Below are 18727 nucleotides of genomic sequence, written 5' to 3' on the forward strand. Positions count from 1 at the left end.
ATTCGTATTATATAGGGTCTGTTTTAGAAGCCATATCAAACGTTACACCTGGTGCATAAAATGGCACTTTTGGCATAATTGTCTCATGGATTCCTTGTAAATATTTTGCAAAGCTAATAATTCCATTGCAATGATAGAAAGAGAATTGTTGAATGTTGCTTGCTAATGGTGAGATACGGATTTTTTGAGAAAATGTAACTTTTTGTATGTTGGGTCAGTATTATATAAAAGATTGTACCTTGTATAACACAATAGTGAAACTTAAATCAAAAACTCATGAATAAACTTATTATACTAGTTGGCCTGCTGATTGGAGTACAGTCGGTCAATGCACAAAGCTGGAGAGTTAAGGAACGTGACCTTGAAGGTGTCTGGAAAATGAAAATATCATTAAGCGATGATGTATTTGAAGAAGAGATTCGGGAGGAAGATAATGCCTTTGCCAGGCTCATACTTCGAGCTACTGGTAACCTGGTAGAAGGTATATTGGATGATATAGACATTGAAATCATCTTTCGAGAGAATCATGAATGTAAAATATATGTTTCCGCCTTTGGCGTTGAAGAGGTAGAGTATACGGAGTGGCATATCAATAGCAGGGGAGAGCTGTATATTGATGACTCAGACTCTTTTCAAATGGGAGACGACGAATATTGGGTTTTCGAAGATGATGTACTTGTGGCCTATGAAGATGGCAGACCATTGGATGACGATGCAGCTGTTTATTTGGTAAGGATAGACTAGCGAAAGAAACCAAAATTAAATATGCAAATATAAGTCACTCTTTTGGGTGGCTTTTTTTGGTGAAACGCCAGTTACACGGTCAATACCTTGCTGCTCAATTGTGTCAAGGACGAAATGTCGGACGATGTTCGCTACGTCCTGAACTGTATATTGTCACCGGTAATATTGTGATCTGTTCAGGACTAGAAAGCACTCGCTACCGATCGCAGCGTCGAACCGTTGAATCGTCGAACCGCTGAAACCTATCTGTTTAGAAGACTTTTTATAGAGAATGGTTTAAACAAAAAAAGCCCAGCAAATTGCTGAGCTTTTTCGAAGTCGGGATACCAGGATTCGAACCTGGGACCCCCTGGTCCCAAACCAGGTGCGCTACCGGACTGCGCTACATCCCGATCAATGAAAGTTTAAAGCATGAAGTTAAAAGTTAAAAAAGCGAATGTATCACTTTAAACTTTTTTACCTTAAGCTTTTAACTCCGGTAGTGATCCGCTCAGGACTCGAACCTGAAACCTACTGCTTAGAAGGCAGTTGCTCTATCCAGTTGAGCTAGCAGACCATAATTATTGTATAAAAGATTTTTCTTTTATATTCAAGCATCCAGATTGTTAGTCCTTTCTGCCTCTTATTAGCGGAGAGAGGGGGATTCGAACCCCCGGTACGATTTCTCGCACGCATGTTTAGCAAACATGTGGTTTCAGCCACTCACCCACCTCTCCAGTGGATACCAAACTAGTAGAAGTGGACCTAAATCTCACCTCTTGAGAACGTTTTTCTTCTCGTTTTTTTGGTGCTCCTCAAAAACGAGATGCAAATATAGCATAACATATTTCAGAACTCCAACGGCTGTTTGAAAAAAGCCCAAGAAATTTTGGTTATTTTTAAAAACCACCCAGTTGGCTCGACCTGATAGTGAGAAACGGTGATTTAGAGAATATCTATTACTTTTTCTATAGGACGGCCTATGGCGGCTTTTCCATTTTTCACAACCACAGGTCGTTCTATCAAAATAGGATGCGTAACCATGGCTTCAATCCATTGTGTCTCACTCAATTCCTTGCCTTTATATTGTTCCTTAAAGATGGCCTCTCCTTTTCTGACCAACTCCAACGGGTGAATGCCCAACATGGCCACCAGTTCGGCGAGCTCTGATTGGGTGGGTGATGACTTCAGATATTCTATCACTTCTATTTGTTCGCCTTTTTCTTCTAACAATGCCAGTGTTTGTCGGCTTTTACTGCATCTTGGATTGTGATAGATTTTTGTCATTATAAATAATTAAAGTCTTTTTAAATAAATCGTTCTGGCTTCATCCAGTTCCTCAAAAATAGAAATTTTCAACTGTTCAAGTTCCTTCATCAAGTCCTTTTTAGGATTAATGATGTTGTGGATTTTTAAAAAAGTAATACCTGCCTGAAAGAATCTGTAATAGTGTAATACAAAATAACCTGAGAGAGGTAATGAGGCTAAATATAGGCTTAAAAGTAAAGGGTCTGGTCCTACACGTACGCCGAGGACCAGGTAAGATATCAAGTAGTATAATGGAAAAATAAAAATCCCCAAACTCATCATTATTGGAGCGTAGTATTCAGGCTCTTTGGTAAACTTTTTAGCAATCCAATAGGGTAGCCGAAATGGAAGTAGGTTTTGTAAAAGTCCATATATATAAAGCGGAAAGCCGGCGATTAGATAGAGTGTGCCTGATAGCAATATGCCATATTCCTTCAGCTTATTCTGAATAGGTGCTGTGTGCTTCGCAGAAGTTTGAAACTCGTCTAGAAGCTGATTGCATCGGTCAATCTTGGATTTTATATTCTTGTACTTGCTTGGCAGTGTGAGTTTAAAATACTGTATGGCATTAGCAATTTCACGCGTAAGTTCGAATTCTTCCTCTTTTCTCCCGCCAAATTTTTTGAGCAACTGCTCCTTATAAATTCTCTTCACCTTGATGAAAAAGTCCTCTTGCTCTTTATCCTGAGTGGTGATCGTTAGTTTTTCGAGAGACTGTTTAATAGTTTTGGTTAGCCTTTGGACTCCAGCTATTTCATCGTTCATATAGCTTTCTTCAAAGTCTTTCACGGTGATCAATTCTCCAACGTTGACGTAAATTTTACTTCTAAACTTTGAAGGGTTGCTGTAGTAAAGGCCAATTGGAATAATCTGAACACCTAATTCAAAATTGTTCCTTTTTTCCACGCTCAGTGCAATACGAGAGCCACCCGTTTTGATTTTGCGCAGTTTCAATTCATGATGACTAGTACCTTCAGGAAATAGCATTAAAGAGTTTTTCCCTTCAAGAAATTCATAACACGCACGAAAGGTCTTCTCATTGTCAATCCGTGCACCTGGCGCTACATCTTTGTCCCGATAAACAGGTATTACCCTGAAGAATCTAAATATAGCATTGACTAAAGGGTGAACGAATATTGAAGCATTGCCCAGAAAACCCACACGTTGCTTAAAAAGTGTCGCCAATATCAGTGGGTCCATGAATGTATTGGGGTGGTTACCTACGATAATCAAAGGGCCTTTAGTAGGCAATTCGATAGCCTTATGTACGGTTACCTTACGGAAAAATATACGTAACGCTACTTTAACTACTATTTTGAGAAACCCGTAAATCAACCTGTGCCTTTATTAAGTTTTGCCCGGGAAAGTATAATGATACCTATGACAAAAAACAAACCCATGAACAGCATAGAGTTGCGCATAGTGCCGGTGACCTGCAGAATAAAGCCAAAACCTACAGTACCAAGTACGATAGCGAATTTTTCGGTTACATCATAGAAGCTGAAATAAGACGCCGTGTCCTTTGTGCCTTCCGGGATAAGTTTGGAATACGTCGATCTTGAAATGGACTGAATACCGCCCATGACCAGTCCCAATAGTCCAGCCAATCCATAAAAAACAACTTTGTCTGCGATGAAGTAGGCGAAAACACAAATCCCAAACCAAATAACTATGGCAATAGAAATCGACATTTTGTTGCCCTTCTTGTTTGAAATGGCAGCAAACAAATAGGCACCTCCTACAGCGACCAATTGAATGATGAGAATCACGATGATCATTTCACTCGACTCCATGCCAATCTCTTCTGCTGCAAACAGTGGTGCAAGAAGCATTACCGTTTGCACACCCATGCTGTAGAAAAAGAAGGAATAGAGAAACCGGATTGAGTTTACATTCTCTTTTAGACTTCCAAATACTTTCTTTAATTCATTGAATCCTGATTTCAAGACCTCTTGGGTAATCTTGCCTGGCGTACGGTTATCTTTTAGGGCTGTAAAAGCAATATGAGCAAACCCAAACCACCAAGCGCCAACCAAAAGAAAGACAAATCTTGTGGCACTTCCCGCACCCTCAAAACCAAAGGTTTCGGGAATGGAAACAAGTACCAGACTGACTATCAGCAGCAATACACTTCCAATATACCCCATTGAAAACCCTTTGGCACTTACACGATCCATTTGATCCTCAGAGGCTATCTCAGGCAAGAAGGCGTTGTAAAAGACAACAGATGAGGCATATCCCAAACTGGCTATAATTGCCAGAATGATTCCATACTCAATGTTACTACCTTCAAAAAAGTATAGTCCAATGCATGCAAGCGATCCCAGGTAAGTGAAAAAGCGCATAAATGCCTTCTTGGATCCACGATAATCAGCTACTCCTGACAAGATAGGGTAAAGTATAACGGCTATCAGAAATGAAAATGAGATCGCATAGGAATAGAGTACTGAACTGTTGACAGAGATTCCGAAAAAGGTGACCAGATCACCACCAAAGGCAGCCTCAGTGGCATTGTTATAGTAGATTGGGAAAATAGCTGTGGTTACAATCAAATTATATACCGAGTTGGCCCAGTCGTATGAACACCAGGCATTGATTGTTTTTTTGTCGTTTAGAATCATGGCCTGAAGATAAGAAAAAATCAAGCGTTCTTGGCCATCATTTCTTCGATACTGCGGTTAAATCTACTATGAAATTGTTTTTTGAAATTGGTTACATTTTTCATTCCAATCGATCTGGCAGCCTCGGTAGGATTTTTAAGACTCTTACTCTTGATCAATTTTTCCAAATAATGCCATCTAATTTCCTTGATGTACTCATGTGGTGTAAGCTCAGTCAATTTTTTAATCATTCGATAAACCTTCCTTTCGCTGGCGGCCATGGCATCAGCGAGTACTAGCACGGTCAAGTCCGGATTGTCTATTTGTTCGGTAATCAATTTTTTAACTTTTTCAAGCAGCTCTTTCTCGATGTCGTTGATAAGCGGCTTGTTATTGACTAGCAGGGTATTGTTTTTGTTTTTGGCCCATCTGTCTTTCTGAGAAAGCAGATTTTTTATCCTGAGCAAAATTTCTTCTTTTCCGAATGGCTTCTGTAGAATGTTGTTGATACCTCTGGTTAATACTTGCAACTGATCATCAGTTGTGTTTCTTGCGGAGACAACCAAAACAGGCATCGTCTTCCAATCCTCATTTTCCTGGATTTTTTCGAGCAATTCGAACCCATCCATCCACGGCATCATCAAATCTGTGATCACCAGGTCAATCTTTTGCTTCTCTAAAATTTTGAGTGCTACCAGACCATTTTCTGCTTCTGTTACGTCATAGTCCTGTCCGATCAATTTGGCGATGAACTCTCTCACTTCAGGATGGTCATCCACCAAGAGTATTTTAGGATTTTTAGGATCTTGCCCGTTGGTCGAAAGCGGTGCAAGGGGATTTGTCTTGTATGTTTTTTCCCAAAGTTCACTCCATAGTTCATTTTTCGAAACAATATACTCCGATTGCTCAGGTATAATTTCTGAACCATGTTCTAATACCATATATGGAAGAGTCAAAGTAAAGGTCGATCCTTCGTCAACTTTTGAATGTACCTGAATATCTCCGCCATGGACATCTACAAGCTCCTTGACCAGCGACAGCCCTATGCCCAAGCCTTCGTATACATGGTATTTGTTTTTTGGAGATTGATAATATCTATCGAAAAGGTAAGGAAGACTGCTTTCAGGAATTCCTTCGCCAGTGTCTGTTATTGAAATATGAAGATTTTGTCCTTGAGTAGCTGCTTTGACTAATATGGAATCTCCTTGATGTGTATGTTTAAGGGCATTCGTGATCAGATTGAAAATGATCTTTTCAAATTGGTTAGGGTCTATAGATATCGCATGATTGTCATCCAGAGAGGATTCGAAGTCAAGATTAATGGATTTGTATTCGGCGGCCGAGGCAAACATAGAGACCAAAGAAGTCAAATAGGTATTCACAGGGACATCTTGAAGTTTTAACTTGATCTCCCCTTCTTCTAGTTTGGTTAGCTCATTGATTTCGTCGGTGAGAAATAATAACCTTTGTGCATTTTTGTTAGCGATATCCAGGCTTTGTTTGGCTTCATTGGTTAGGTACGACTCGTCGTCGTGTTTGATCTGCTCATAGTTGCCTAAAATTAAACTTAGTGGACTCCGCAAATCATGAGATATGTTGGCAAAAAATCGAGACTTTGCAAAATCAAGTTCTTCCAACTTCTGTGCCTGAGCCGAAATTTGAAGATTCAGTCTTCTTCTTTCCACGGCTCTGGTATAAATAATAATGGCAATAATAAATAGCAATATGGAGGCAGCGGCGGCCAGGATAATGATAATTTGTTGACGTTCAACAATTTCTCTTAGAAATAAGGTCTCTACTTCTTTTTTCTCCGCTTCATATTGAGATTTCAATCCCTCAATTGTTCTTGTGGTTCGTTCATTAAAGATTGAATCTTCATTTTCCTGATTAAGTTTAAAAAAGAAAAGAGCTTTTTCATAGTCTCCGCGTTTTTCGGCTATTACAGACAGGTTTTCATGAATTTTCCGAACATCATTTTTCAGGTCATTAGCTTTTGCTACTTCAAGGCTTTTGATTGCATAATACTCGGCAGAATCCAAGTTCTCTTTTTGTCGGTGGATAACAGCTATGTTGTGAAGACTGAAGGCAAGTGCACCTTTATTCTTTATTTTTTTAATCTCGCCGATCGACTCATGGAAGTAATTCAGTGATCGGTCCAGATCTCCTTTTCTCATAGATAGTTCTGCCAAATCCACGGCAATGGTTACTAGTCCCTCAATGTCTTCCAGGGTTCGCCTTAATGCTCTTGTTTTGAGGTAATTTGTTTCAGCTTCATCGTAAGCATCCATTCTGGAATAGGTTCTCCCAAGATTGAGATGGATATAAGCAAGCATGCTCTGATCGTTGAGCTGCTTGGCAGGAACGAGTGCTTTTTCAAAATATTCAAGTGCGCCGTTATAGTTGGTCTGATAGATGTAGACATTGCCAATGTTGATATTTGAGTAACCGATTTGCTCAAGATTTTGAGCTTCTTCGGCCGACTTAAGAGCCTCTACAAAGAACTTAAATGCATTTGAATAATCGCTTTTGTTGCGGTAAGCGATGCCCTGAAAATTCAGACTTTTGATGATCCCACTTTCGTAATTGAGTTCTTTAGAAAGCTCGTATGCCTTTTCGCCAAAGTGGAGGGCAGAATCAGAGTCAATGTTTCTATACTGCCAACTGAGTTGAACCAATATCTCAGCGCGATGTATACCAGAAGAAATTCCCAGGGAGTCTTTTAGGCTGTCTATGCTTCGTTTGGATTGTGCAGTCTCCGCCAGCAGTACATTTGCATAAACGCACAACATGCTTACCCACGATACCAAAATCAGAGACCTTTTCATGCCAACCTTAAATTCTCCTCGAAATGCAACTTCGAATTTAATGTATTTTGGATAAAAAAGGAGAGATGTAGGAATCCTAAATGATGGACGGGATTTTATTCTTCTGAAAAAGTACTTAACATTGAATTCTCTATTTGAAAAATAGGGTTATTGGTTATGAACTTTTTCAATAACCTTAAAAGATCAAAAAAATTAGATTTAAAGTATCATGGTCAAATCAGTTTGCGAAGAAAAGTCATTTGATTACCTATATCGCGAACACATCTCTGTAATCAGAAATTTCATTTATTATAAATGTGGGGATTTGGCCAAAGCGGAGGATATATCTCAGGAGTCTTTCGTTCGGCTTTGGAATAAGTGTAAGGAGGTGATTTTCGAAAAGGCCAAATCATACTTGTATACGGTCTCTCAAAGATTGCTCATCGATCAGTACCGAAAAGATCAGGTAAATCTAAATTTTGAAAAACAGCAAGTATCTGCTGTGAACCATCAAGACCCACATTTTGAATTGAGAACAAAGGAATTCAGAGCTAAAATAGAAAAGGCCATATCTGATTTGCCGGAAGGGCAGCGAGAGGCCTTTTTGCTCAATAGAATTGACAAATACACCTATAAAGAAATTGCAGTGTTACTGGATATCAGTGAAACTGCGGTTGAAAAAAGAATTGGCAAGGCTTTGCTCAAGCTTAAGGGGAAGATTGAAGAATTAAAAAATATATAAATCCAAGGTTGGGTAACACGCCCATTGAACCGTTTTGGATATGATGAAAGACGATCAGGAATATAGCGATCTATTGGCCAAGTGGCTCAAGGAGGACCTCTCAGAGGAGGAACAGTTGCGCCTGGAGCAATCAGGCAATCTGGATGACCTCAAGATAGTGATAGAGGATATTGCTACCTGGTCCTTGCCTGAAATTGACATAGAACAGAAATTGTCTACACTGAAACGCGAACACCTCCAAAAAAGGGAAACCAGAGTGGTTTCTTTAAGAGTCTGGATGAGTATAGCAGCCTCCTTTCTCTTGCTCATTGGATTTTACTTTGGGTCGGAGTGGTTGACAGGTGATCGAACAATTGAAACGGCATTGGGCGAGCAAATAGATCATGAATTGCCAGACGGTTCATTGGTGAAAATTGATGCTTTATCTTCTATATCCTACGCATCAGATTGGGACAACGAGCGAAAACTGAAGCTTACTGGTCGAGCATTTTTTGATGTATCAAAGGGACATGTTTTTACAGTCAAGACTAGTCTGGGAGAGGTACAAGTCCTTGGGACTGAGTTTGAAGTTGCAGCTATTGAGGAACGATTTGAGGTTAGCTGCTTCGAAGGACGTGTGCAGGTACTGGCAGGAGACCAAAGTGAAATATTAACAGTTGGAGAAGCAATAAACCTAGAGGAAGGCGTGTTGGTTCGATTCACCTTTCAAAACACGCAACCACATTGGTTGAAGGGGTTTAGCCAGTTTGAAAATGCACCACTGTCTGACGTGCTCACCGAACTGAAAAAATATTATGAGATTGAGATTCACCTTCCGGATAAATATATTAACCATCAGTTTAGCGGAAGATTTCCACACAACGATTTAAAATTGGCACTTCGGTCTATCTTTGACCCACTGGAAATATCATTTACACTCACGACAGAGAATGAAATGATTTTTGACTAAAAAGTCCTATTTTAAAGTCTAATGTCTATTCGAACAGTTCTGCTTAGGTTTATCGTTGGCACACAGATTTTCGTGGGTGCTTGCTTTAGTCTAAATGCTCAGCCTGATACTAAAAAACCAATCATTGAGATTCTTGGCCAATTGAGCAAAGCACATCAGGTAACGTTTTCCTATAATAACCTGCTACTGGAAAACCTGAATGCAGACGTTCCTTCGTCAACAGAAGAGTTATCGGAAGCGCTGGAGGAATTGTCATCTTCCCTGCCTATCCGGTTTGAGATAATTGGGGATAAGTACTACACAGTAATTCCTATTAGATCCAACTTGACATTGGATGTAAAGGACCGGCAAACCGGTGAAAATATCCCGGTACTTCTTGTGCAGCTAGCTGATAAACAGGCGCATTACCTTTATCCCAGCCCCGACAGCTTCGTGATTTCCAGTGTTTTCCCAACCGACTCTGTTCGAATCTCATCAAGGTTTTATCAACCTTTTAATTTCTCTGTACAACAACTGGATTCAGAACCTCTGATTTGGTTAGATCAGGACACGCTTTATTTAGAGGACGTTATGGTAAAATCCTATATCATTTCAGGAATAGATGCTAACATCGAGAGCCAGAGTGTAACCATCAATACCGCAGATCTGGGCCTGATTGCCGGTGAGACCGACGGGGATGTGCTGCAAGTGCTGAAGACCATACCAGGAATAAAATCACCGACTGGAAAAGCAGGAGCACTCATGATGCGTGGTAGTACATATGACCAAAATTTGATGTATTTCGATGATATACCCTTGTACCATACTGGGCACTATTTTGGAACCATTTCCCCGTACAATCAAGCCATTATAGATGAAATAGAAGTGTATAGAGGAAGTCTCCCTCTTGAGTGGGGAGGCAGAGTAGGGGGGTTGATTAACATTCGAACCAATCCGAAAATTCCGAAACAGGTCACGGGTGGAGTTTTAGCGAATACGATTTACTCTGGCGCTCATGCAACTGTACCATTGATAAAGGACAAAGCTGCATTTTCAATTTCAGGACGCGTGAATTACCCCAATTACTCTTCTGAAAAAATGGATTCATTCACTACTCTAAATATGCAAGGAAGCAAAGTGGACGAAAATATAGTAGGAGGAAATAGTAGCCTGGATGAGTTTGATGTAAAATTTAATGATCTAAATGCAAAGTTAATTTTTAAACCTGGCGATAAACATGAATTTACCTATAGTGCCATGCGCATTTATAACGATTTTGGTTTCCTGTTTTCCTCTGATAATCAGGATTTAGTGGAAACGGAAAAATCGGGATTGAACAACTGGGGTATGACTACCAAATGGACCGGGAAGTGGTCTGATAAGTGGAGATCCGCCCTAGGAGCCACTGTATCAGTCTTTGATCTGACTGAGGAAAGGATTGCTACACGTTCAGGTGTTGAGGAAGAAGTTGTGAATTCACTTAATACGATTGAGGACATTAGGTTTAGGGCCTCTATTGTGTATGAATCAAACGAAACTACAATATTCCGGGCAGGCTATGAACTTACGAGTCAACAGGTCGATTTTGAGGAGTCCGGAACAGATAGGGGTGGCAATCCAGTTTACAAACAGACTAACAGTTTGGCTCATATTCAATCGGGATATGTAAGTGTTAAAAAATGGCTCAACTCACAGCTTTTGTTGGATGGCGGTATTCACATGGATCATTATTCGATTACACAACGATGGTATGCTGATCCCAGGGCTATGCTTTCTTACTTTTTGTCGAAAGACTTTTATCTGAAGACCTCAGCGGGTATTTCGCACCAATATCTTCAGAGGCAGTTTTCAAGTGATTTTGATGATTTTCGTGTTTCCAATCAATTTTGGTTCTTGGCTAACAAAAATCTTCCCGTCCAATCGGGTAGTCAATATATGATTGGAGGCATGTTAGACAAATCAGGTTGGCTGGTTGATGTAGAACTGTACAAAAAAAACATTGAAAATATATCCAGACAAGGAGACGCAAATGCTATTGAAACTGGAACGTTAGAAACCTTCGGGGCTGACTTATTAGTCAAGAAACGGTTTTCTTCGGTTGATCTGTGGTGTAGTTATACCCTGAGCAACTCTCAGACTGATTTTACTGAAAAAGAGTACGCCTACTTTGATCAAACCCATGTGCTCAACCTCATGTTCTTGATTCCTAGAGAGCGATGGGATTTTTCCTTGGCTTGGGGCTTAATGTCTGGCATGCCCGTCCGAATCCCTGACGACACAAACCCCAATCAGCCATCAGGCACACTAGATATACCTTATGAAGGAAGATTTCCTGTTCAGCATCAACTTGATCTGTCTGCCACCTATTTGTTTTCTAAGCCTGCGTCTAAATGGCGAGGAGTTATCGGGCTATCTGTCCTAAATCTATATAATAAGGGCAATCTGATCAATATTTTCCAAACGAATGTAGACCCTGATACACCACTCAGGCAAGGGGTTGGCATATCACCGAATCTGCAGGTAAGCATTTCCTGGTAATTTTTTTCTTGAGGGGGTGGGGCAGATGAATGGGCAGTTCGTCTCACTATCAAACAATCGAAAAATTATCAAGATGAAAAATGTACTATTAATTATAGGCCTGCTGTTTTTTGCACATATGGGTTATTCTCATGCTGGAGGACATGCACAGACCAGGCAGGAACCGAGAGTTTGGAAATCGGTGGAAAATAAAGTGTTGGACGAGGGTCATTTCCTGTTGGCTAAGGATCAATCGGTTTATTTGGAAAGGAAAACAGGAGAAGTAGTTTCATATCCATTAAAAAACCTAAGCTGGGTAGATCAAAAGTACGTCTTGCGTAGGATTGAGCGAATTGCCAAATTAAACGAAATGGAAGTTGAATCGGTCAAGATTCCGGCTCAGAAAGCAGAATCCTCGTCAGGCTACTATTTGGTTGTACTTTATGCCTTGATGGGGGCACTGATCATTTGGCTCTTATTTGGCAACGAGCTTGTCAAGAAGTTGAAAAAGAAAAAGAAGCTTCTTGGATTTGCAGTAGTCTGTGTTGCCACAGTATTTGTCGTAGCGTGTTCGGATGAAGCGGATGAAGTAACTTCCGTTGATGATCTCGTGAGCGCTGTGTCTAGTACTGATGAATTGGCTTTGGCCTTTGCGCCGTATACTAATGTGAGTACCAGGTTCGACGATGAATACTTCTATGTAGAATCAGACGGTATTCCGGATCATGAAATGATGGTGGGAATCACAGCCTGGATTGCCCAATTTCCTGTACCCCATCCATATACCGGTGACAATGCCTGGTCAATTCCTTTGAATACCAAATATGCTGAAAACCCGGTAAGCATAGAGGGTGAACTGCAAAGAGGAGCTTTGGGTATTGCAGCCAATGGTATCCCCATTTTTAATCCGATCAATGCCTCAGGGCTGGTCTCCAACGACATCGGGGAACTTGATGCTTTTGGTGGTCATTCAGGCCGTGGAGACGATTATCATTATCATACGGCGCCTATTCATTTGGAAAGTACTTCTGGCATATTGCCAATAGCCTATGCTTTTGACGGGTATCCCGTTTATGGGTCGAAAGAACCGGACGGTTCTGCCATGGAAACCCTGGACGATACTTTTCACGGACACGAATGGAGTGACGGCTCATTTCACTATCACGGTACTTCTGACTATCCATACATGGTAGCCTCACTTAGAGGAGAGGTAACGTTAGAGGGAACTTCACCACAGACCCAGATTACTCCGCAGGCCATAGGCCAGGCATTCAGAGGAGATCCTCATGGCATCAATAGTGATGATCTGGTCATCACTGCCTTGACCGAGAATGCTACAGGCAACGGCTATACCCTTGAGTATACCAGTCAGGGAAAGCAAGGGTCAGTGGAATACAGCTGGGATGCAAATGATCTGTATACCTTCATTTTCAATGACATTGATGGTACTACTACCACAGAAACCTTTCAACGATAATAGATTCATACAAAACGAAAAATGATGAGAAAGATAATATATGCTTTGGTCTGGTTGGCACTAGTGAGCTGTTCTGACGACGAAGTAACAATAGATGATAATACCGGTACTAACGGAGAAATAGTGGTAACCAGTGATGCTGTAGCTAGCGGTGAATTACTTGATGATTACAAGTGCGAATCTAAAGACAATGACATCGAGGCCTCAATACCTATCTCCTGGTCCGGTGTTCCGGAAACAGCTGGTAGCCTTGCGATCATGATGTATCACTTTCCTAACGCGGATGATCAGACCAATGCCAACTCCTATTTACTCCTCTGGGGTATTGACCCGTCCGTAACCTCAATTGCGCATGGCGGAGCAGATGATGGCAACTGGTATATAGGAAGCAATAAGGATGGAACAGCCATCTCTTACACGTCTCCTTGTTCACCTAGTGCGGGCTCACATGAGTATACTATTACGGTATATGCTTTGTCGGAGACACCGGCTTCCCTGCCTACTGAAAATACTCTGGAAGTAGACTATGAAACGCTAAAAGCCGCTATCGAATCAGTTACTTTGGTATCTTCAGGGTCACTGACATTCAATGATGTTACTGAATAATACAGATATGGATATAAGTAAAAATTTTAGTGTGCTTGTTCTCGTTTTAGGCCTCGTGCTTGCTGGTACGAGCTGCTCCGAAGATGATACAGCAATGACTGATAACGGAGGAACAGACACTTCTTCTTATTCAGGGACAGGAAGTGTCACCCAAGGCGCAGCAACAACCACTGTTACAAATTTGTTTTCAGATGGTCAGCGTGTAGCCGGATTAGGTACAATCACTTCTACAGACGATACAGAATGGACGGTGCCTGCAGATGTAAATTTTACAGACAATTCATTTCCATTTGCCTCGGATCTTTACAATAGCTATGGTACCAAATACAACTCGACTTCCGAAGCCTTGGCAGCCTTGGACGGTTCTGATATCATAGAAATCGACGCCAACGGAGAGGTAATCACAGGATTTATTTTTGCCGACAATTATTTTGAGTTGTTTGTAAATGGAACACCTGTGGGCAAGGATGCTGTTCCGTTCACTGATTTTAATTCTCATGTTGTGCGATTCAGGGTGGAGCGGCCATTTACAATTGCTATGAAATTGGTGGATTGGGAAGAGAACTTAGGATTGGGCTCAGAGGATCAGGCCACTCCATATCATCCGGGAGACGGCGGCATGGTTGCCATGTTTCAAGATGCGCAGGCAGCGACGATTGCGATTACAGATGCTTCCTGGACTGCACAAACGTATTACACGGCACCCATCCAGGATTTGACTTGCTTGACAGAAGACGGTACCAGCAGGTTATCTGGAAGTTGCAGTTCGGCAGATGCTACCGATGGGTCCGGCTTTTATGGCATACATTGGGACTTGCCCTCTGATTGGATGAATGAGAGCTTTGATGACTCTGGGTGGCCAGCAGCTACTACCTATTCTAATGATGAAATAGGAGTGAATAATAAAGAGTCTTATACAAAATTCACAGATGTCTTTGACCATGCAACAAGTGACGCTCAATTTATATGGAGTACCAATGTGGTGTTGGACAATGAAGTTATTGTAAGATATACGGTTGATTAAGTTTGATATTTGACTATTAGATTGTTGCCCCGGGTCAAATGGATTCGGGGTCTTTTTTTGCCAATCCATGATATCGGATTTTATTATTCTGAAAAAGTGCTTAACATTGACACACAATTTTAAATTTCAATCAGAATGAGCTCAAGTACCAAGTCTACACTAAAATTAATCGCCATTGTTATCGTGTTGTTGATGGTGGCTATGCAACTCAACTTTATCATTATTCCTTTTCTTGCAGCATACAAATTTTGGTTGATGGTGATAGCAGCTGTGCTGCTGTTGCTGGCTGGTTGATCCCTTTTTTAAATATTGAACGTGAACCAGGCTGAATGCTGATTTTTATATAGAAATCCAGCAACCATTGGCCGTGACAAACGCAAACAGAGGTTTTTAAGGGAGAATAATTAAATAAATTGTAAATAACTACAACTTATTTAGGTTGAGATGCATCCTTAGGGTAACCATTTTTTCAAAAACTCAAAAAAACCATTGTCATGTTCAAAAACTATCTAAAGGTTACGCTCCGTAACCTACTCAAAAACAAAGTCTTTGTTTCCATCAATATCGTTGGTTTGGGCCTTGCGCTTGCCTGTTGTATTGTGGCCTATATCAATTCAAAAAACAATTCAGATTTCGATAAGAATCACGCCAATATCGATAATATCTATAAGATTCATAATATCAGGGATAATAAGGGGGATCTAAGAGAATATGGTAGGGTGCCCATGCCGATGGCGGATGTGATCAAAAATGATCTTGTAGGTGTGGATCGGGTTTTCAGATATGAAGGGCATACGTTTACCGTACGGGATGTAAAACAGGACAAGGTATTCAACACAAGAGTGTGCTATGCTGATCCAGGCTTTCTGGAATCTTTTACTTTTCCCCTACTTAAGGGCGATCAGAATGCATATCACACCTTAGAAAATGCCATAGTCACCCAGGAATATGCGAGCAAATTTTACGGAGATGAAGACCCCATAGGAAAGGTATTGACCGTATTCGATGATACGGGTATGAGCTTTAATTTCACTATTGCTGGTGTGACACAAAAGGCTCCACAGAATTCTTCTGTGCATTTTGAAATATTACTGAATATGGAGAATAGATTCAGAATGTACGATGATGAGGTAAAAGGTAACTGGGGCTCATTTGCTCAGGCCACCTTTGTCTATTTTAACGATCCCGAACAGGCCAAAACATTCGAGCCAAAACTGTCCAAGTACGTGTCTATACAAAATGAGGCTCGCCCGGACTTCGTCGTCACGAAATATGTATTGAGTCCTATGAATAATCACGCTCATATTTCGCAGGAAATCCGGTGGGATAATCTTCGTAATGCCATGCCTACGGCAGCGACGCTTACCCCACAGCTCATGGCACTACTGATCCTGTTAGTTGCCTGTTTCAATTTTACTAATACTGCCATCGCCACGTCAAATCGGAGATTAAAAGAAATTGGCGTAAGAAAAGTACTTGGTGGAAGCAGAAGGCAACTTATTTTGCAGTTCCTGGCCGAAAATTTGACTATTTGCTTTCTTGCCGTTCTCATGTCAATAGGTATAGCCTACTTTTTGGTGCCGGCATATAGTGCCATGTGGCAGGGCATGGAACTTGAGTTGAATTTTGCCGAAAACATAGAGCTTTATCTGTTTCTGGTTGGCCTTTTGATATTCACAACCATTCTGGCTGGCTTCTACCCATCTTTATATGTAAGTAAATATGAACCGGTTAGTATTCTCCGAGGAAGTTTGAGTATAGGAGGATCAGGTAAACTCACTAAGTTTTTGTTGGCTCTGCAATACACATTTACTGTGATTGCGATTTTTGCAAGTGTGGCCTTTGTTCAGAATGCACAGTATCAAGACACTCTGGACATGGGCTTTGATCGTGAACAGATCATCGTCGTGAGTGTTTTGAATGACAATGAGTATCAAAAGGCCTTAAGCGCTATGTTGGCCAATCCAAATATTGAGGCGGTAGCCAGTGCTAAAAATCATATTGGTAGAGGCGATTATGGCTTAAATCTGGAAAGTGAAGGCATTGAATTGGATGCCGATATGCTTGATGTCGGAATCGGGTATTTGGAAGCTATGGGGCTGGATATTATCCAGGGTAGATCTTTTTCAAAAGAACTTGAAGCCTCAGATAGCGAAGGGTCCATTGTAATCAATGAAAAAATGGTGGAGTCGTTTGGCTGGACCGATCCATTGGGAAAAAGAATAGCGCTTAACGATTCAACTACTCTCACAGTGATTGGTGTAGTCAAAAACTTTTATATGTATGGATTTTGGGCACCTATCGATGAAGTGGGAATTACTTTGAAAAGCTTGAGATTTGAAGATGACGGCACCAATAGTTTTGTGGTGGCTAGAACCCAAATCGATAAAGCCAGAGAAGTCTATGATTATCTAGAAGCAGATTGGAACGGCAAAGTGCCAACCAAGGTCTTCAATGGTTTCTTTCAGGACGATCTATTGAGACAGGCCAAAGAAGTAAATGATAATATCATTACCATCTTTGGGTTTTTAGGTATTGTTGCATTTGTGCTTTCCTCTTTAGGGTTGTTTACACTGGTTTCAATTAATTTAATTAGAAGAATTAAGGAAATTGGCGTACGAAAAGTGTTAGGTAGCAGCCTCGGAAATATTATTTACTTGATCAATAAGGATTACTTTCTGTTGCTCTTGATTTCCTCATGTTTAGGCGTTACTGCAGGATACTTTATGATAGACGCCATGATCGCTTCGATTTTCACGCATTACAAAGCTATGGATGTGATCACATTTGGTATTCCGGTGGTTACTATTGTTTTGGTGTCACTCACAATTGCCAGTTTAAGAACCCTAAACTTTGCTCAAGTCAATCCTGTGGATGCATTGAGGTATGAATAGATAGCTTAAAATGAAGATAAAAAGCCCGAATTGTTAAATTTGGGCTTTTTATATCACAGGCTGAAGTCAAGCCTTATGATATTTTAGTTCTTACTATTCTCTAGCTTTTCAATACGCTCGAGTAGCTCTATTTGATGGAGCGTCAATTCTTCAATCTTTTTCAAAAGCCTCATATTCATGTCACCGAGATCAATACCGTTTTCACTAATCTCGGCTGCCGAGGGAATCTCAGGTAGATGTTTATTGGCGGAAATGAAGGCTTTGGTTTCCTGTAGGGTTCGGAGTCTGTAATCTTCTTCAAAGACATAATCCGGCACACTGATATCTGCTAGCACCCTAACTTCTGTTGCGCGAATCTGGCCCTCTACCGCTAATTTGGATTGGGGATCGGTGGTGCCGATGCCCACGTTGCCATTTGTAAGAATTCTCATCCTCTCATAGTTCTCGGAGCTATTGGGGCTAGTGCTAAATGTTAACGGAGACCAATTGCTGTACATATTGAGTGCATTTGGGGCCAGACCATTGTGATCTTTCTCATCGAGGGCTATGATTCCTCCAGTTCCTCCCGACGCATTCCATAGAAACAATCCCACACCACCATCGTCGTTAGTGCCATCTACAGTCAATCTTAGTCCATCGATTTCATTGACAGCCGTTTTTATGTGTGTTTTCATAGTTGGGCTCGATGTGCCTATTCCTACGCTGCCATCAGTAAGTATTGTCACTTTCTCGGTTGGAGCATTAATTCCAGCTCCACCAGTTTCAAATATCATTCTGCCGTCGCGATTTTGTCCGACGATGGCATGAAGGTAATTTGTGTTTGAATTGTTACGGACTTGAAAGTGGATGCCTGCTCCAAATTGTCCATTGTCAGAGGTGCCACTGATTCCTACTCTTGCCCGGTCAAAATGATAAACTGGATTACTTACGAAGCTCTTTCCAAACCATGCGTTACTTTTGTAAGAACCTTCTCCTTCTACATGTAATTTGGAGGCGGGGTTTGAAATACCGATTCCCACTTCATCATTAGTTTCATGCACCTGCGCTTTTAGATTGCCAATTAACATAGTAATTGCCAGGGCCAAATGGATTTTTTTCATCTTA

Annotated in this window: 14 protein-coding genes and 3 tRNA genes; 9 read left to right on the forward strand and 8 right to left on the reverse strand. The window is 40.9% G+C overall.

Going from position 1 to position 18727, the window contains the following annotated elements:
* Window positions 1–276 precede the first annotated feature (276 nt).
* Window positions 277–744, forward strand: coding sequence for a hypothetical protein (locus ABJD64_RS00085; protein WP_348182002.1), 468 nt, complete (start codon window positions 277–279; stop codon window positions 742–744).
* Between the two features lie 318 nt (window positions 745–1062).
* Here ABJD64_RS00085 and ABJD64_RS00090 read toward each other — a convergent pair.
* The 7 genes from ABJD64_RS00090 to ABJD64_RS00120 form a co-directional block, all read right to left on the reverse strand.
* Window positions 1063–1136 (reverse strand) — tRNA-Pro (locus tag ABJD64_RS00090).
* 90 nt (window positions 1137–1226) lie between these two features.
* Window positions 1227–1300 (reverse strand) — tRNA-Arg (locus ABJD64_RS00095).
* A gap of 73 nt (window positions 1301–1373) precedes the next feature.
* Window positions 1374–1460 (reverse strand) — tRNA-Ser (locus ABJD64_RS00100).
* Window positions 1461–1668: 208 nt separating this feature from the next.
* Window positions 1669–2010, reverse strand: a complete 342-nt coding sequence (gene arsC / locus ABJD64_RS00105) for an arsenate reductase (glutaredoxin) (RefSeq protein ID WP_348182003.1) — start codon at window positions 2008–2010, stop codon at window positions 1669–1671.
* Window positions 2011–2019: 9 nt separating this feature from the next.
* A complete protein-coding gene (locus ABJD64_RS00110; RefSeq protein ID WP_348182004.1) occupies window positions 2020–3366 on the reverse strand; it encodes a 1-acyl-sn-glycerol-3-phosphate acyltransferase in 1347 nt (448 codons plus the stop codon).
* Window positions 3363–4652 carry an MFS transporter gene (locus tag ABJD64_RS00115; RefSeq protein WP_348182005.1) on the reverse strand — a complete coding sequence of 430 codons (1290 nt, stop codon included), beginning with the start codon at window positions 4650–4652 and terminating at the stop codon, window positions 3363–3365. The genes ABJD64_RS00110 and ABJD64_RS00115 overlap by 4 nt, the downstream gene beginning before the upstream one ends.
* Before the next feature lie 20 nt (window positions 4653–4672).
* Entirely contained in the window at window positions 4673–7456 is a 2784-nt protein-coding gene (locus tag ABJD64_RS00120; protein ID WP_348182006.1) for a response regulator, read from the reverse strand.
* A 208-nt stretch (window positions 7457–7664) separates the two neighbouring features.
* On the opposite strand from ABJD64_RS00120, the gene ABJD64_RS00125 reads away from it, so the two are divergent.
* The 8 genes from ABJD64_RS00125 to ABJD64_RS00160 all read left to right on the forward strand — a co-directional run bounded on the left by ABJD64_RS00125 (window position 7665) and on the right by ABJD64_RS00160 (window position 17623).
* Window positions 7665–8177: an RNA polymerase sigma factor gene (locus tag ABJD64_RS00125; RefSeq protein ID WP_348182007.1), complete on the forward strand. Its 513-nt coding sequence runs from the start codon at window positions 7665–7667 to the stop codon at window positions 8175–8177.
* Between the two features lie 40 nt (window positions 8178–8217).
* Complete coding sequence (locus ABJD64_RS00130; protein ID WP_348182008.1) at window positions 8218–9126, forward strand: FecR domain-containing protein; 909 nt, start codon at window positions 8218–8220, stop codon at window positions 9124–9126.
* 21 nt (window positions 9127–9147) lie between these two features.
* Entirely contained in the window at window positions 9148–11643 is a 2496-nt protein-coding gene (locus tag ABJD64_RS00135; protein ID WP_348182009.1) for a TonB-dependent receptor plug domain-containing protein, read from the forward strand.
* A 73-nt stretch (window positions 11644–11716) separates the two neighbouring features.
* Entirely contained in the window at window positions 11717–13099 is a 1383-nt protein-coding gene (locus tag ABJD64_RS00140) for a YHYH protein (protein ID WP_348182010.1), read from the forward strand.
* A 21-nt stretch (window positions 13100–13120) separates the two neighbouring features.
* Window positions 13121–13705 carry a hypothetical protein gene (locus ABJD64_RS00145; RefSeq protein WP_348182011.1) on the forward strand — a complete coding sequence of 195 codons (585 nt, stop codon included), beginning with the start codon at window positions 13121–13123 and terminating at the stop codon, window positions 13703–13705.
* A 7-nt stretch (window positions 13706–13712) separates the two neighbouring features.
* The gene (locus ABJD64_RS00150) at window positions 13713–14729 is read left to right on the forward strand and encodes a hypothetical protein (protein ID WP_348182012.1); all 1017 of its coding nucleotides are present in this window, start codon (window positions 13713–13715) and stop codon (window positions 14727–14729) included.
* A 135-nt stretch (window positions 14730–14864) separates the two neighbouring features.
* Complete coding sequence (locus ABJD64_RS00155) at window positions 14865–15023, forward strand: hypothetical protein (protein WP_348182013.1); 159 nt, start codon at window positions 14865–14867, stop codon at window positions 15021–15023.
* A gap of 200 nt (window positions 15024–15223) precedes the next feature.
* Window positions 15224–17623 (forward strand): FtsX-like permease family protein, encoded by a 2400-nt coding sequence (locus ABJD64_RS00160; RefSeq protein WP_348182014.1) that lies wholly within the window; start codon window positions 15224–15226, stop codon window positions 17621–17623.
* 83 nt (window positions 17624–17706) lie between these two features.
* Here the strand turns inward: ABJD64_RS00160 and ABJD64_RS00165 are convergent, their stop codons facing one another.
* The gene (locus ABJD64_RS00165) at window positions 17707–18723 is read right to left on the reverse strand and encodes a hypothetical protein (protein WP_348182015.1); all 1017 of its coding nucleotides are present in this window, start codon (window positions 18721–18723) and stop codon (window positions 17707–17709) included.
* Between the last annotated feature and the right edge of the window lie 4 nt (window positions 18724–18727).

Source organism: Reichenbachiella sp. (assembly GCF_039944555.1).
In the GTDB taxonomy this organism is placed as follows: Bacteria; Bacteroidota; Bacteroidia; order Cytophagales; family Cyclobacteriaceae; genus Reichenbachiella.